The 13,735-nt window shown below is 46.8% G+C and carries 12 protein-coding genes and 1 pseudogene; 8 read left to right on the plus strand and 5 right to left on the minus strand.

Annotated elements, in window-relative coordinates:
• Positions 1 to 212: 212 nt before the first annotated feature.
• Complete coding sequence (argC, locus tag ACBR23_RS15575; RefSeq protein ID WP_371119872.1) at positions 213 to 1,271, plus strand: N-acetyl-gamma-glutamyl-phosphate reductase; 1,059 nt, start codon at positions 213 to 215, stop codon at positions 1,269 to 1,271.
• Between the two features lie 146 nt (positions 1,272 to 1,417).
• On the opposite strand, the gene eno is transcribed toward argC, so the two are convergent.
• Complete coding sequence (eno, locus tag ACBR23_RS15580) at positions 1,418 to 2,698, minus strand: phosphopyruvate hydratase (RefSeq protein WP_371117512.1); 1,281 nt, start codon at positions 2,696 to 2,698, stop codon at positions 1,418 to 1,420.
• Positions 2,699 to 2,909: 211 nt separating this feature from the next.
• Between eno and ACBR23_RS15585 the strand changes: the two are divergent.
• Both ACBR23_RS15585 and ACBR23_RS15590 read left to right on the plus strand, forming a co-directional pair.
• Positions 2,910 to 3,063: pseudogene (locus tag ACBR23_RS15585) on the plus strand (IS4 family transposase); the annotation flags it as partial.
• Positions 3,035 to 3,157, plus strand: coding sequence for a hypothetical protein (locus ACBR23_RS15590; protein WP_341738379.1), 123 nt, complete (start codon positions 3,035 to 3,037; stop codon positions 3,155 to 3,157). The pseudogene ACBR23_RS15585 and the gene ACBR23_RS15590, both read left to right, overlap by 29 nt.
• A gap of 97 nt (positions 3,158 to 3,254) precedes the next feature.
• Here ACBR23_RS15590 and ACBR23_RS15595 read toward each other — a convergent pair whose 3' ends face one another.
• Entirely contained in the window at positions 3,255 to 4,169 is a 915-nt protein-coding gene (locus ACBR23_RS15595) for an NF038130 family PEP-CTERM protein (protein ID WP_371117513.1), read from the minus strand.
• A gap of 283 nt (positions 4,170 to 4,452) precedes the next feature.
• On the opposite strand from ACBR23_RS15595, the gene ACBR23_RS15600 reads away from it, so the two are divergent.
• Positions 4,453 to 5,370 carry a calcium-binding protein gene (locus tag ACBR23_RS15600; RefSeq protein WP_371119871.1) on the plus strand — a complete coding sequence of 306 codons (918 nt, stop codon included), beginning with the start codon at positions 4,453 to 4,455 and terminating at the stop codon, positions 5,368 to 5,370.
• Between the two features lie 253 nt (positions 5,371 to 5,623).
• Complete coding sequence (locus tag ACBR23_RS15605; protein WP_341738358.1) at positions 5,624 to 5,959, plus strand: XisI protein; 336 nt, start codon at positions 5,624 to 5,626, stop codon at positions 5,957 to 5,959.
• A gap of 158 nt (positions 5,960 to 6,117) precedes the next feature.
• Here the strand turns inward: ACBR23_RS15605 and ACBR23_RS15610 are convergent, their stop codons facing one another.
• The 3 genes from ACBR23_RS15610 to ACBR23_RS15620 form a co-directional block, all read right to left on the minus strand.
• Entirely contained in the window at positions 6,118 to 6,768 is a 651-nt protein-coding gene (locus ACBR23_RS15610) for a nucleoside triphosphate pyrophosphatase (RefSeq protein WP_371117515.1), read from the minus strand.
• 141 nt (positions 6,769 to 6,909) lie between these two features.
• On the minus strand, positions 6,910 to 7,449 hold the full coding sequence (gene psbP / locus ACBR23_RS15615) for a photosystem II reaction center PsbP (RefSeq protein WP_371119870.1): 540 nt from the start codon (positions 7,447 to 7,449) through the stop codon (positions 6,910 to 6,912).
• Between the two features lie 142 nt (positions 7,450 to 7,591).
• A complete protein-coding gene (locus ACBR23_RS15620) occupies positions 7,592 to 7,804 on the minus strand; it encodes a high light inducible protein (protein ID WP_371119869.1) in 213 nt (70 codons plus the stop codon).
• A 224-nt stretch (positions 7,805 to 8,028) separates the two neighbouring features.
• Here ACBR23_RS15620 and ACBR23_RS15625 point away from each other — a divergent pair, with 224 nt between their 5' ends.
• The 3 genes from ACBR23_RS15625 to ACBR23_RS15635 form a co-directional block, all read left to right on the plus strand.
• Positions 8,029 to 8,652 (plus strand): hypothetical protein, encoded by a 624-nt coding sequence (locus tag ACBR23_RS15625; RefSeq protein WP_371117518.1) that lies wholly within the window; start codon positions 8,029 to 8,031, stop codon positions 8,650 to 8,652.
• A gap of 524 nt (positions 8,653 to 9,176) precedes the next feature.
• Positions 9,177 to 9,998, plus strand: coding sequence for a sulfotransferase (locus tag ACBR23_RS15630; RefSeq protein WP_371119868.1), 822 nt, complete (start codon positions 9,177 to 9,179; stop codon positions 9,996 to 9,998).
• Positions 9,999 to 10,515: 517 nt separating this feature from the next.
• The coding region (locus ACBR23_RS15635; RefSeq protein WP_371120980.1) for a DUF4347 domain-containing protein at positions 10,516 to 13,735 on the plus strand (3,220 nt) is incomplete at its 3' end.

Below are 13,735 nucleotides of genomic sequence, written 5' to 3' on the forward strand. Positions count from 1 at the left end.
AACAATGTTAATCTCCGGTTTTGAGGTCGGGGATTAGTAGTTTTATAACACGATCGCACACCCGTTTGTCAATTCTAGGGTTTCTCAGCATCGCCACCGCACCTCCATAACAAAAAAAAACAATTCTTGACCACCAAAGTTGCCATTTGATACTACAATGCAGCAAAAGTTAAAGCGTTTTTTAGATTTCAAGGGCTGAGGGATAAAAGAAAATGGGAAATGTTGGACGTGTGCCTGTAGGCATTATCGGCGCTTCAGGGTACGGCGGCGTGCAACTTGTGCGATTGCTAGCGGATCATCCAGCGGCCGAAGTCGTGTATTTGGGCGGGGATAGCAGTGCGGGAAAACCTTATTCCAGCCTGTATCCGCATTTGACTAACTGCGTTGATTTGACAGTCGAGGCGATCGACTTAGATAAAATAGCGGCTAAATGTGAAGTTGTGTTTCTGTCGCTACCCAACGGTTTGGCTTACCAAATGGCACCGACACTAATCGAAAAAGGCTGCAAAGTCTTGGATTTGTCGGCTGACTACAGGTTTGAAAATCTTGACACTTACAAAGCTTGGTACGGTGGCGATCGCTCGGACTCTGCTCTAGCAGCAACGGCTGTTTATGGTTTACCAGAATTGTATCGCGATCGCATTAAAGACGCTCAATTAGTCGGCTGTGCTGGCTGCTACGTCACCGCTAGTTTATTAGCCCTGGCACCCTTGCTCAAACAAGGTATCATCGTTCCAGAAACAGCAATTATCGATGCCAAATCTGGATCTTCGGGAGGAGGCCGCAAAGCCGAAATTAATCTATTGTTGGCAGAAGCTGACAATTCCATAGGCGCTTACGGCGTGGGCCGCCACCGCCACACGCCCGAAATTGAGCAAATTTGTAGCGATTTAGCCGGACACGATATTAAAGTCCAATTTACTCCTCACCTGATGCCGATGGTGCGGGGAATTCTGGCAACTGTTTACGCAAATTTGCGCGATCCGGGATTGGTACGGGAAGATTTAATCACCATTTTCAGTGCTTTTTACCGCAATTCTCCTTTAGTGAAAGTGTTGCCGGCTGGGGTTTATCCGCAGTCAAAATGGGCTTGTGGCACGAATCTTTGTTACATAGGCGTGGAAGTAGATCCGCGTACTGACAGAGTAATTGTGATGTCGGCGATCGATAATCTAATTAAAGGTCAAGCCGGACAAGGCATCCAGTGCATGAACTTGATGATGGGCTGGGAAGAAACTTTGGGTTTACCTCAATTGGCTTTTTACCCTTAATTGAGAATTAACTGGTTCCCAGGCTCTGCCTGGGAACCGATATCCAGAGGCTCTGCCTCGCTCTTCGATCTGAAAATTGGAGGCAGAGCCTCTGGATCTGTGTTCCCAGGCAGAGCCTGGGAACGAGGATTCCCAATTGCCAAATTTTACTTTGGCCCGTAACCGATCGCACCAGCATAAATTGCCCGATCGCCCAATTGAGCCTCAATCCGCAATAAACGGTTATATTTAGCCACCCGTTCGCTGCGACACAGAGAACCAGTCTTAATTTGACCAGCGCGAGTCGCTACTGCTAAATCAGCAATGGTGGTATCCTCAGTTTCACCGGAACGGTGGCTGATAATCGAGCGATAACTGTTACGTTTACCCAAGTCGATCGTATCCAAAGTCTCCGACAAAGAACCAATTTGATTCAGCTTAATCAAAATCGAATTACTCGCTTTCAAATCAATCCCTTTTTGGAGGCGTGTACGATTAGTCACAAACAAATCGTCACCCACTAATTGAACTTTACTGCCCAATTTTTCAGTCAGCGCTACCCAACTATCCCAATCGTCTTCATGCAAACCATCTTCAATGGAAACGATCGGATATTGACCAACCAAACCAGCTAAATAATCGATTAATTCTGTTGGGGAATGAGCCACACCATCATAGGTGTATTGCCCATCTTTGTAAAATTCGCTAGCAGCAACATCCAAAGCCAAAGCAACTTGTTCACCCGGTTTGTAGCCAGCTTTTTCAATTGCCATCATCAACAAATCCAAAGCTTCCTGATTCGAGCCTAAATTAGGAGCAAAACCGCCTTCATCACCAACACCAGTCAGCAAATTTTTGTCTTTCAAGACTTTAGCTAAACTAGCAAATACTTCTGCTCCCCAGCGCAAAGCTTCCTTAAAAGATGGTGCTCCCACCGGCACAATCATAAACTCTTGAATGTCCACATTGTTGTCCGCGTGGGAACCGCCATTGATCACGTTCATCAGAGGCACGGGTAGAACGTTCGCCAAGGTGCCACCCAAGTAGCGGTAAAGGGGGAGTCCTAAAGTCTCGGCCGCCGCCTTTGCTGTGGCTAAGGAGACTCCGAGAATGGCATTTGCGCCCAGGTTGGACTTGTTGGGGGAACCATCCAAGTCAATCATGGTTCGATCGATTAATTCTTGGTCGATCGCATCTAAATCAATCAAAGCAGGCGCAATTTTGTGTTCAACATTGTCAACAGCCTTGAGAACCCCTTTACCACCGTAACGTTTTTTGTCATCGTCGCGGAGCTCATGGGCTTCAAAGGAGCCTGTAGACGCGCCGCTGGGGACTTGGGCGAGTCCGACAACACCGTTGGCTAGGTAAACTTCCGCTTCAATCGTGGGGCGGCCACGGGAGTCGAGGATTTCTCTGGCCTGAATAGATTCGATCGCAGTGTCTAGCATATTAACGATTCCTGACTTAACTCAAGGTTCCATGACAATTAGCATTCAGTTAGTGCTTGGTCACTGAATGCCGATCGCTAATAGATTACGCTATCCTCAGAATTATTGCTTCATAATTCAAAATATTTGCAGATTTGGGCGATGCGCCGATGGGGACAAGATTTATTCAAAGTCCCCCTTCTTAAGGGGGATTTAGGGGGATCGGGATATGTGGACAGAACAACTATTAGAAAGATTGCCGATAGGGGGACTGCTAATTTTTGACGCGAGGATTTTTTAATTTTGTGTGGTTTGACGCTTTTACTGATAGCGGAAAGTTTTTTGTTAAGGGGGAAAATGAAAGATGCAGTCACCTACTTAGTCGAGCATCATAAAATGTTGGGTTTGATTAAACAAGAGCGAAAGCGGCATAGAGAGAATGCCACTTTTGAGCAAGAAATTTGGGGGTCAACTGCTTAAGTTGACACCAATGGGCACTGCCGTGTGCTAATTTTGGCTAAGAATTCCCATGCTACCGGAAACGATATCACAACAAAAAGGAGCTTAGTAGAAAAATTTAGGCGGTTTTGCTCCGCTTGCGCTTAGCCGCCAACAAACCACTCGCGCCAAGAGCAAGTCCTAACATCGTGGTGGGTTCTGGTACTGGTTGGACTGTGAGTTCGTAGTTGCCGTTGTGAGAAATTCCGTCGTCTGAGGCTGTCAGTCCCGACCCCGTGGCGCTAAAGCTGTACTTGTATTGAGTCACGCCGCCGTAGGTTAGTTTGATAACTTCGCTCGCTTGTAGCGGTGTGGTGCCAAAGTTCGCCACGACACTAGACGGTAGGGCTTTTAGTAATAGTGTTTTTGCATCGAAGTGACCGGCTAAGCCAATCTTAATATCACTGGTAGCGGTGTCCTGATTCACATAAGAAACGTTGGGGTCACTGAATCGTTGGAAGAGGCCTGCATTTAAACCGGTATTATAGATGGTTGAACCGAATATATTAATCACGCTGCTGAACCCGTTAGCAGCAAAGACATCCTTAAACCATCTGTTAGCGAGGTTATCTGCCCCATAACTGGTGTCATAGGTCCCTGTTTTGGTTGTAAACCAGTCTGCCCCATTCAGGCTGCTGAGGATAAGATTCATGCCGAAGAGGGAGCCGGTCAAGCTCGTAATGGGAGCCGTCTTGAAGTTGGTAAGACCGACAGAAGAACCGGGAGTCGTGTACAAGCTCGTTTCGCTATTGGCAAACAGTTCAACGTTGCCGCCAGGGCTCGCCGCGGAACCTTGTAATACAGTGGATAAAGAGGCGGAGTCGTCGTGAACCGTTTGATTACCAACTTGTTTGTAGAGATAGTAGTCAGTGCCGGCGGTTCCAGAGACAGTAGGGTTTGTTAAAGATGCGGCAAAAGATGAGGCCGCTGTGATTGCGCTCATGCTAGCCACTAATGAAGTGCTGATTAAAAATTTCCAAGCTGCCTTCGCCATAATAATGCCTCCGAGGGATGACTGTTTGTCTGTTGCTATGTTTATAACTCTCTTTTAGGTGTAATGCTGTAAAGGTTCGGCTAATTTTTGGTTGGGTAAATGTAAAGATTAGGTAAATCTAGGACTTACGCATTGACAAAAAACATTATCTATGTATTATAAATCATGCCATCACTGCTAAGGTTAGCCAAAATATACTCACGGACAACTAAGAGGCCTCCACTTGGAACCTTTCCATAAATCAAAGTGTCAACAAAATAAATCAAAATAGAATAAATCTAAGATGTTAGAAACAAATCTCGGAGAAATTAGAGCATTAGCTGAAATATCCAGCCCAATTATTCCAGATCCCCCCAACATCAAATTATTAACTGGCCCCTTGCCAAATCAAGGCGACCCCAACTTTTTTGACCTCACCGCCAATGACGATGTAGTTCAATTAGCCAACGGAATTCTCCGCAATACTCCTGGAGGTTTGCGGGCTTTGAGTGGCAACGATTTTGTCCGAGGTTCCGGTGCTGCGGAATTAATTAATGGTAACAGCGGCAGAGATACTTTAATCGGAGGTTGCGGTAACGACACTATTCGTGGTGGTCAAGATTCTGACATTCTTTATGGAGAATGTGGCAACGATATTCTCAGTGGAGATCAAGGCGATGATTACGCTTACGGAGGCACGGGAAATGATTTTTTGAGAGGCGGCAAAGGCAATGATGCTTTAGTAGGAGAAAGTGGCAACGATACTCTAACTGGTGATGCTGGAATTGATCGACTTTGGGGAGGAGAAGGCTCAGATTTGTTTGTAATTAGAAGAGAATCTGGAGCAACTTCGAGAGAATTTGGTTCTGAGCAACCTCGTCCAGTTGGGACTTTTCCTTCTAATGTAGAACAAGTGCCAGCAGATTTTATTCTCGATTACAATCCATCTCAAGGAGATGTAATTGGATTGGCGGGAGGATTGACGCGAAATGATCTTGTTTTGACTGAACGGTTTTTAACAATTGGTGATGCCAGAGATTACGACAGCAGCGGGCCGATTCCTCCAGGAAGCATTATAACTACTGAGTTTAGATTTTTAAACACTAAGGCGACGGTGATTCGAGAAGCGAGCACTGGCAATATTTTGGGCTTGGTGAAAGATGTTTCGCCGAGTCAACTTCAGTTTACCTCTGTGTCTGATAGTGCGATCGCCCTTGGATAGAATTTGTGAAAAAACCCCGGTTTCTTTGGGTTTAGATGCGTAGGCCAGAAACCGGGTTTTTACGAGAATACTTGGTTACAGTTTAGAAACTCCAAAAAACCCGGTTTCTTAGATGACGCGCGGGTGGCCAGAAACCGGGTTTTTACGAGAATACTTTATTAGACGTTAGTAAAAATACTGCTATAGCGGTTCTCAAGCGTGGTGAGGTATGCCCTATGATAGTTTACGATATAGCAAGTGAGGCAATTGTAGAATGGATAAATTAATAAAATATCGACAAATCGTGCAGCAGATGTTGGGGGAGCATGGCAATCGCAAGCCGGCTCACGGAGACATTGAAGTCGAGACAATATTTGATACAGAACGAGATCACTACCAAGTCTTCCTGGTGGGTTGGGATGACCAAAAGAGGGTACATCACTGTAGCATTCACATTGATATCAAGCGTGGAAAAATTTGGCTTCAGTGGAATGCGACTGAAGATGATATTGCTGAGGATTTAGTAATAGCAGGAATTCCAAAGGAAGATATAGTTTGGGGATTTCAGCCACCTTTTATGCGGAAATATACGGGTTATGCAGTGGAATAGACAGCAAATCGGCGAAAGAACTCGGTTTCTTTTGTTTTGATGCGTAGGCCAGAAACCGGGTTTTTGCGACAACATTCATTACAGTCGTAGAAACCCCAAAAAACCCGGTTTCTTGAGTTAGATGCGTAGACCGATTCGTGACATAAATCCAGCAAACATTAAGATTGCCAAAAATCCGCCACATCATATCCCGTCTCCCGGAGCATTTGCCGCAACAAAGGCAAACTCAAACCAATCACATTCGTGTGACAGCCTTCGATTTTTTCAATAAAAAAACCGCCTTTACCTTCCAGTGCAAAACAGCCAGCACAGGCGAGAGGTTCCCCCGTAGCGACGTAAGCCGCGATTTGGTGCGAGGTAACTTCGGCAAAATAAACTTTTGTAACTTGACAACGAACGATCGATCGATCCATTGCCTCATTGAAATCATCAAATCTATTATCAATTAAAGCATGGCCAGTATACAATTCACCTACTTTACCCCGCATTTTCTGCCAACGGGAAATTGCCTCTTCGGCATCTTGCGGTTTGCCGTGAATTTCCCCATCAATCACCAAAATTGAATCACATCCTAACACCAAACAGGAATTAGGATGAGGAATTTGGGGATGAGAATTACCCCGCAAAAACTCAGCTACAGCATTAGCTTTTCCCTCAGCTAAAACCTGGACTAATTTAGCAGCATCCCTCATTTCAATTTGCCCTTCATCAAAATCGCTTGGGCAAATTACAGCTTGAATTCCAGCATTTTTAAGCAGTTGGCGGCGTGCTGGGGAAGCTGAGGCTAATACAAAAGTTGGTTTTTTCATAAGCTAAGAAGTCAGTTGACAGTTGACAGTTGACAGTTGACAGTTGTCAGTTGACAGTTGACAGTTGACAGTTGCCATCGCAAGCCCAATGCCCAATTCCCAATGCCCAATTCCCAATGCCCCATGCCCAATTCCCAATAACTAATAAACAGAAAAAGACTTAACTACTTTCTCGAAAGCTTCTTTAACTTTCGGCCAACGTTCTTCCGTAGTGGAAATGTTGAGTGTAAATAGTTTGCCACGGCTGATGGCTACGCTTGCTAAGTTATGCCGTTGTTGGTTTGGAAGCTTGACGGCGTATTCTAAAATGTAATAGTTTTTCGATCGCGATTCACGAGATTCAGCATTGACTAACTCAGCTTCGCGGCCGGAATCTGGCGGGGCGATCGCATTTTTGCTAAGTTTGTAACCAACCTCCGATGGTGTTCCCAAATCCGCCAGAGTTTTATCTCCCGTGACTGGACTGATGACTACGCTCACATTCTCAGTTTGCTGAATCAAATCGCGAAATACCACATCCGGGCCATTAGGAACCGCAATCGGTAGCCAGCCGTTGGGATAGAGAAACTGATAGCCATCGCCAGTATCAACATGGCTTTTGAGTCCGACAACGTTAGATACACAACTGGTCAAGGTGAGGCTGAACACCACCAGAAGTATGGTTACAATTCGTTTGATCATTATTTTTGCGATCGAATGACAGTTAAATATTTATTTTTAATTATCCCACCAAACCTTGCCCCTAAAAACAGTTAAGCTATGGATTGCAGTTTGCCTAGCGCTTACAACCCATAGCTGTCCAGTTTAATTTTTAAGAAAATCATTAAATGTGAGTTAACCAGGTAATCAGCCCATGCTTGGTGGAAACTTCCAAAGCCAGCAGTGAGACAAAACCAATCATGGCGAGGCGGCCGTTTAAGCGTTCGGCGTAGGGGGTGAAGCCGGTGCGGGGTTCGTCATCGACGTATACTGTAGGCTCGATCGCAAAATTGTTCATTTTACCTTGGTCGTCCAGCATTAAGCCTTTGTTAGTCATGTTTTTTTCCTAAATTGCTTTTCTTGTACTGTAAATAAATGTAACAGACTAATGAAGATATGTAAAGTAATGTGAGAAAGTTTTTTTTGGGGCCCAGATCAGACTCAGGACAGTAGACTCTGGGCCCCCGACGGGGGAGGATAGAGTCAGCGAGGTTCAAGAGTCGAAGGCATCTAGCAAATCCAGTCTGGGTTTGAAGAAAAATTGGGAAGAGAGGAAAAATTATGCGGACCAGTCTGGAAATGCGGTGGTTTTGTAACGGAATGTTACCAAAGGCGATCGGTCAATGGTTTGGAAGCGAAAGTCTGGGCGGGTATCTGTCGCCACCAGAAGAACGAGAAGACTTATATTTACTGATACCGGGCTGCGACTACTTGGGAGTGAAACTGCGCGGGAAAAATTTACAAGTAAAGTGGCGACAGGCAGAATTGGGGGCGATGCAGTTCGGAAATCGCTGGGAAGGGAAAGCCGAGAAGTGGCTGAAGTGGATTTGTGCCGACACAATGGGCCCACTGCCGGCGGATTTGATCGCCACAGGAAAATGGGTGAAGGTCAAGAAAAAACGAGCACAGCGTCTTTACCAAGTTTCTGCCCCTGGTGTGCTCATGTCTGTCCCCGTAGAAGCCCCAATACCCCAAGGCTGCATAGTAGAAATCAACCAATTGAATATTAATGGTACTCCGTCGTGGACTTTGGGATTTGAAGCCTTTGGAAGCGAAAGTTTTTTGACAGAAAGTCTGCAAACAGTAACTAATTGGACTAGCAAAAATTATCAGGCGCAAAGGTTGACAACAGAGGATTCTTCTAGTTATCCAATTTGGCTGGCAAGTCTCCCTACACCAAAATAAACAGAGGAGACGGCAATGCCGTGTCCCTACAATTAATCATGGTAGGGACACTCAAGCGTGCCCATTGGTGTCAACTTAAGGTACAACCAATAGTCCGGCAGGGGTTGAAACCCCTGCCTCAAAGCTAAAGTCCTCTAAAAGAGGACTAATGAGTTGAGATTCTTCTCTTCAGTCCTCTTTGAGAGGACTTTAGCTATTAGACAGGGGTTTCAACCCCTGTCGGACTGGCGGGATGACTAACGAACTTGGCGGGCTTTCAGGCTTAAGTTGACACCAATGGGCTCTTGGAGTGTCCTGGCTATGAGTAATATTAATTCCTTTCCATCCTGAATTTTGTCTTTTTTAACTGTTACACAATCTAGAAATCCCAAGTAAACTCACCATCTCTAAATTATAAAGATATCGTAAACCTGGAATTTGTGTAACCAAATATTACATAAACATATAATTTCAAAAAATCTTCCCTTAGTATGATACACTCGAATCGCAGATGATTTAGACAAACCCATTGCAACACCAGGCCAGTGAAAGCCCACTTCATCTCAGGACTACCACACTCAGGCTCTACCTTGCTGGCAGCTTTGCTGCGCCAAAATCCCCGTTTTCACGCGACCATGACTAGCCCAGTGGGGGGTTTAGTAGAGAGAATGCTGGAAGCGATGAGCGAAGACAACGAGTTTTCCGCGTTCATTTCCCCTGAACAAAAACGGGCGCTGATTATGAGCATCTTTTCTGCTTACTACCACCCGCAAGTTGAAAAAGAAATCATCTTTGACACTAATCGTCTTTGGTGCAGCAAACTGCCCTTAATTCGGGAACTATTTCCTGAAGCAAAAGTCATTTGCTGTGTGAGAAATGTTGCCTGGATTATGGACAGCATCGAGCTACTGATTCGGCGCAATGCCTTTGATGTTTCCCGGTTATTTAATAATCCAGCGGAACGGGCCACAGTCTACAGCCGCACCGAGGCATTAAGCCAAGGGACACGCTTAGTTGGTTATGCTTACAACGCTTTGAAAGAAGCATTTTATAGCGAACAAAGTGCATCTATTCTACTGGTAGATTACGAACTGTTAACCATAAACCCGACTAAAACAATGTCGCTAATTTATCAATTTCTGGGCGAAGAACCTTTCGAGCATGACTTCGAGAATGTTCAATATCAAGAGCCAGAATTCGATAATCGACTCAACACGAAAGGATTGCATCAAGTGCGTCAAATAGTCGAATTTAAACCGAGACAAACGGTTTTACCACCCGACTTATTCGATCGATTTGATAGCTTATCTTTCTGGATAGATTCAACAAATAGTCGTGCCAGCGCTATAGTCGCGAAAGCTAAATAAACCTCTAACATGATTATTTTGGTGTAGGGAAACGGCATCGCCCATTGGTGTCAACTTAAGCCTGAAAGCCTTGATAAATCTCGTTTTTACCTGAGTCTAGATCCCCCTAAATCCCCACCCCCCCCTAGCCCCCCCCAAGGGGGGAAGGGGGACTTTGAGAAGACTCCTGTTCCCCCCTTCTTAAGGGGGGCTAGGGGGGATCTAGATTTAAAAGTCAAACAGCAATCTCTGACTGGGTTCTACTCGTTACCAGGCTCCAGCCTGGTAATGCTGATCGGGAGGCTCTGCCGACCTTTCCCTTTTCTCTCTTCGAGGCAGAGCAAGAGTGATATGGGTTCCCAGGCTGGAGTCTGGGAACCAGTTAAAACCACTTAAACACTAAATCCCCAAAATATCACCAACTATGAACTCATCAACCCCGAACAAGCAAATCATTTTCGTAGACTCTTCTGTAGAGGATTATCAAAGCCTGATTCAAAACATCGATCGCGCTCAAATTTTCATTTAAAATGAAAATTTGAGCGCGATCGAGCAAATTACCAATGCCTTAGCCAATCAAAAAGATATTGAAGCCGTGCATATCCTTTCTCACGGCAGTAAAGGCAGTTTAAAACTCGGTGCAGATAGACTGAATGGGAATGATATAGAAAATTTCAGCAGTCAGCTAAAACAGTGGGGAAATGCCATAACAGAAAACGGCGACATCCTATTATATGGATGCGATGCAGCAGCAGGAGACACTGGCAAGAATTTTGTCAAGCGATTGAGCGAAATAACAGGCGCCGATATTGCAGCTTCTGACAATTTGACGGGAAATGCTGCTAAAGGTGGCGACTGGGATTTAGAAATAGCAATGGGCAAGATAGAAGCAGCCGTGCCGTTTAATCAAGAGGCGATGAAAGCTTATGACGGTGTGTTGCTCAATTATAATGTCACGGTGGCAACCGATAATGGGACAGGCGGGACAGCAAATACCCTGAGTTGGGCTATTTTGCAGGCGAATAATTCGGTGGGGGTAGATGATACTATTACCCTCGCCACAAATGTCAGGCTGACGGGGACTCCGAATCAGCTAATTAACAGCAATATCGCCTTTATTGGAGGCGGTTTCACCGTCAGTGGGGATGTCAATAACAACGGCACCAATGACGTTGGTGATGTTCGTCCCTTCTTTGTGCTGTCTGGAACCGTCAGTTTTTCCGATATGAGTATAGCCGGAGGACGAGCCCAAGGAGGAAATGGCAGCACTGCTGCCAGCGGTGGCGGCGGCGGCGCGGCTGGCATGGGTGGCGCGTTATTTGTCTATAACGGTAATGTGACAATTAATAATGTCACTTTTTCGACCAACCAGGCGATCGGCGGGAGCAGCGCCAATAATAATCAATTCTTAGCCGGCGGTGGCGGTCTTGGCGGTAACAGCGGAGGTGGCACCGGCTTTGCTGGCGGCAACGGCGGCGGAGGTTTTGGCGGCAACGGCAGCGGGAACTTTAACGCTAACAACGGTGGAGCTGGTGGGTCTGGCGGGGCTTTCGGCGGCCTCGGCGGTCCTGGCGGTAATGGTGGCACGACTGGCGGTAATGGCACGGGCGGCGGCGGCGGCGGCGGCGGTTGGAACTTCACCAACGGAGGCAACGGTGCATTCGGTGGTGGCGGCGGTTCTGCTGGCAACCAAGCCTTTTTGAATGGTGGTTGGGGTGGCTTTGGTGGCGGCGGCGGTGCTGCTGCTGGCTCAGGTGGCAGAGGTGGCTTTGGCGGTGGCGGCGGTGTGAGTATTAACACTAACAACCCAGGCGCAGGTGGCTTTGGCGGTGGCGCAGGTGGCGGTACTACAGCCTATTCCGCGGCTCTTCCTGGTGGTGGTGGAGGAGGATTGGGTGGCGCGATTTTTGTCAGGGAAGGCACTTTAACACTACAGAATAATACCTTCAACAACAACAACACAACAGGCGGCACTGGAGCGAATAACGGCCAAGCTTTGGGAGGCGCAATTTTTGTGTTGGATGCAGCCGCAAAAACCGCACAAACCACCCAAGGCAACACTCAGGGAATGCCAACAACTCCTCCCACTGTCAGTGTTGTTGGTTATCTCCGCACCACGAGCAATACTGCTGCTAATAACGCAAACACCACCCCCAATAACAACGATATCTACGGCAGTATCAACACTGCACCCGTCCTTAACAATACCCCTGTTACCCTCAATTCTGTCCTAGAAGACGCACCCGCGCCGGTGGGTGCTGTCGGTACCCTAATTTCCAGCCTTGTGGCGATAGGTACAAACATCACCGATCCCGACACTGGGGCATTGGTCGGCATCGCCCTCACTGCCACCGACACGACTAACGGCACTTGGTTCTACACCACAGATGGCGGTACAACCTGGAACGCCTTGGGCGCAGTAACCAATACCAACGCCCGCTTACTGGCAGCAGATGCCAGTACCCGCATCTACTTTCAACCAACAACCGCCAACTACAACGGCACTGTCACCAACGCCCTCACCTTCCGTGCTTGGGATCAAGTCGTCGGTACTAATGGTGCAACCGCCAATACCAGCATCAACGTTGGTATCAGCACAGCCGCTAACACCGCAGCCATCACCGTTACCGCAGTTAACGACAAACCCAGCTTCACAAACTTAGGCAACCAAACCCTAACAGCATGGACAAATACAGCTCAAACCGTCAACAATTGGGTAAATAGCATTACTTTCGGCCCCGCCAATGAAGTAACTCAAGCTGTTAAAAATTACACGGTTAACATCACCAGCGGCAACACTTTATTTACGGCCTTACCAACAGTTGCAAATAATGGCACGCTGACCTACACCCCCAACGGTCAACCCGGAACTGCCACCGTAGAAGTCCAACTGCAAGATGACGGCGGCACAGCGAATAGCGGTGTTGACCTTTCCGACAAAGCTACCTTTAATATCACCATTCCCGCACCAAAAGTAAACCTCACTGCTAGCACCAATACCGCCAGCGAAGCTGCTCAAACAGCCATCACCTTTACCGCCACTGCCGAAGGAAACGTCGTCGGCGCTCAAACAGTTAATTTAGCATTAACTGGTACGGCACTTCCTGCTGACTTTACAGGCGCAATTCCCACTCTTATTACCATTCCTAACGGTCAAACCACAGGTTCATTTACCGTCAATATCAATGATGATGCCTTAATTGAAGGAACCGAAACAGGCACTTTCACAATTTCCAATCCTTCTGCTGGCTTGACATTAGGAACTACTACTACTGGTAACGTCACAATTACCGACAACGACTTCCCCACAGTCAACCTCTCAGTTAGCCCCACCACCGGCACCGAAACAGGAACCACAGCAATCACCGTCACTGCTACAGCATCTCAAGCAGTTGTCGGCCCTCAAACCGTTAATGTGGCTCTTTCCGGTACGGCACTTCCTGCTGACTTCACAGGCACTATTCCCACTAGCATTACCATTCCTAACGGTCAAACCACAGGTTCATTTACCGTCAATATCAATGATGATGCCTTAATTGAAGGAACCGAAACAGGCACTTTCACAATTTCTAATCCTTCTGCTGGCTTGACATTAGGAACTACTACTACTGGTAACGTCACAATTACCGATAACGACTTCCCCACAGTCAACCTCTCAGTTAGCCCCACCACCGGCACCGAAACAGGAACCACAGCAATCACCGTCACTGCTACAGCATCTCAAGCAGTTGTCGGCCCTCAAACCGTTAATGTGGCTC

The sequence above is a fragment of the Microcoleus sp. genome (assembly GCF_041354475.1).
In the GTDB taxonomy this organism is placed as follows: Bacteria; Cyanobacteriota; Cyanobacteriia; order Cyanobacteriales; family Microcoleaceae; genus Microcoleus.

Bases quoted from the DNA above. Each gene is read 5' to 3' on its own strand.
- ACBR23_RS15610 (WP_371117515.1), bottom strand. From the start codon at position 6,768: ATGAAAAAACCAACTTTTGTATTAGCCTCAGCTTCCCCAGCACGCCGC.
- psbP (WP_371119870.1), bottom strand. From the start codon at position 7,449: ATGATCAAACGAATTGTAACCATACTTCTGGTGGTGTTCAGCCTCACC.
- argC (WP_371119872.1), top strand. From the start codon at position 213: ATGGGAAATGTTGGACGTGTGCCTGTAGGCATTATCGGCGCTTCAGGG.
- eno (WP_371117512.1), bottom strand. From the start codon at position 2,698: ATGCTAGACACTGCGATCGAATCTATTCAGGCCAGAGAAATCCTCGAC.
- ACBR23_RS15620 (WP_371119869.1), bottom strand. From the start codon at position 7,804: ATGACTAACAAAGGCTTAATGCTGGACGACCAAGGTAAAATGAACAAT.
- ACBR23_RS15595 (WP_371117513.1), bottom strand. From the start codon at position 4,169: ATGGCGAAGGCAGCTTGGAAATTTTTAATCAGCACTTCATTAGTGGCT.
- ACBR23_RS15605 (WP_341738358.1), top strand. From the start codon at position 5,624: ATGGATAAATTAATAAAATATCGACAAATCGTGCAGCAGATGTTGGGG.
- ACBR23_RS15625 (WP_371117518.1), top strand. From the start codon at position 8,029: ATGCGGACCAGTCTGGAAATGCGGTGGTTTTGTAACGGAATGTTACCA.
- ACBR23_RS15590 (WP_341738379.1), top strand. From the start codon at position 3,035: ATGAAAGATGCAGTCACCTACTTAGTCGAGCATCATAAAATGTTGGGT.
- ACBR23_RS15600 (WP_371119871.1), top strand. From the start codon at position 4,453: ATGTTAGAAACAAATCTCGGAGAAATTAGAGCATTAGCTGAAATATCC.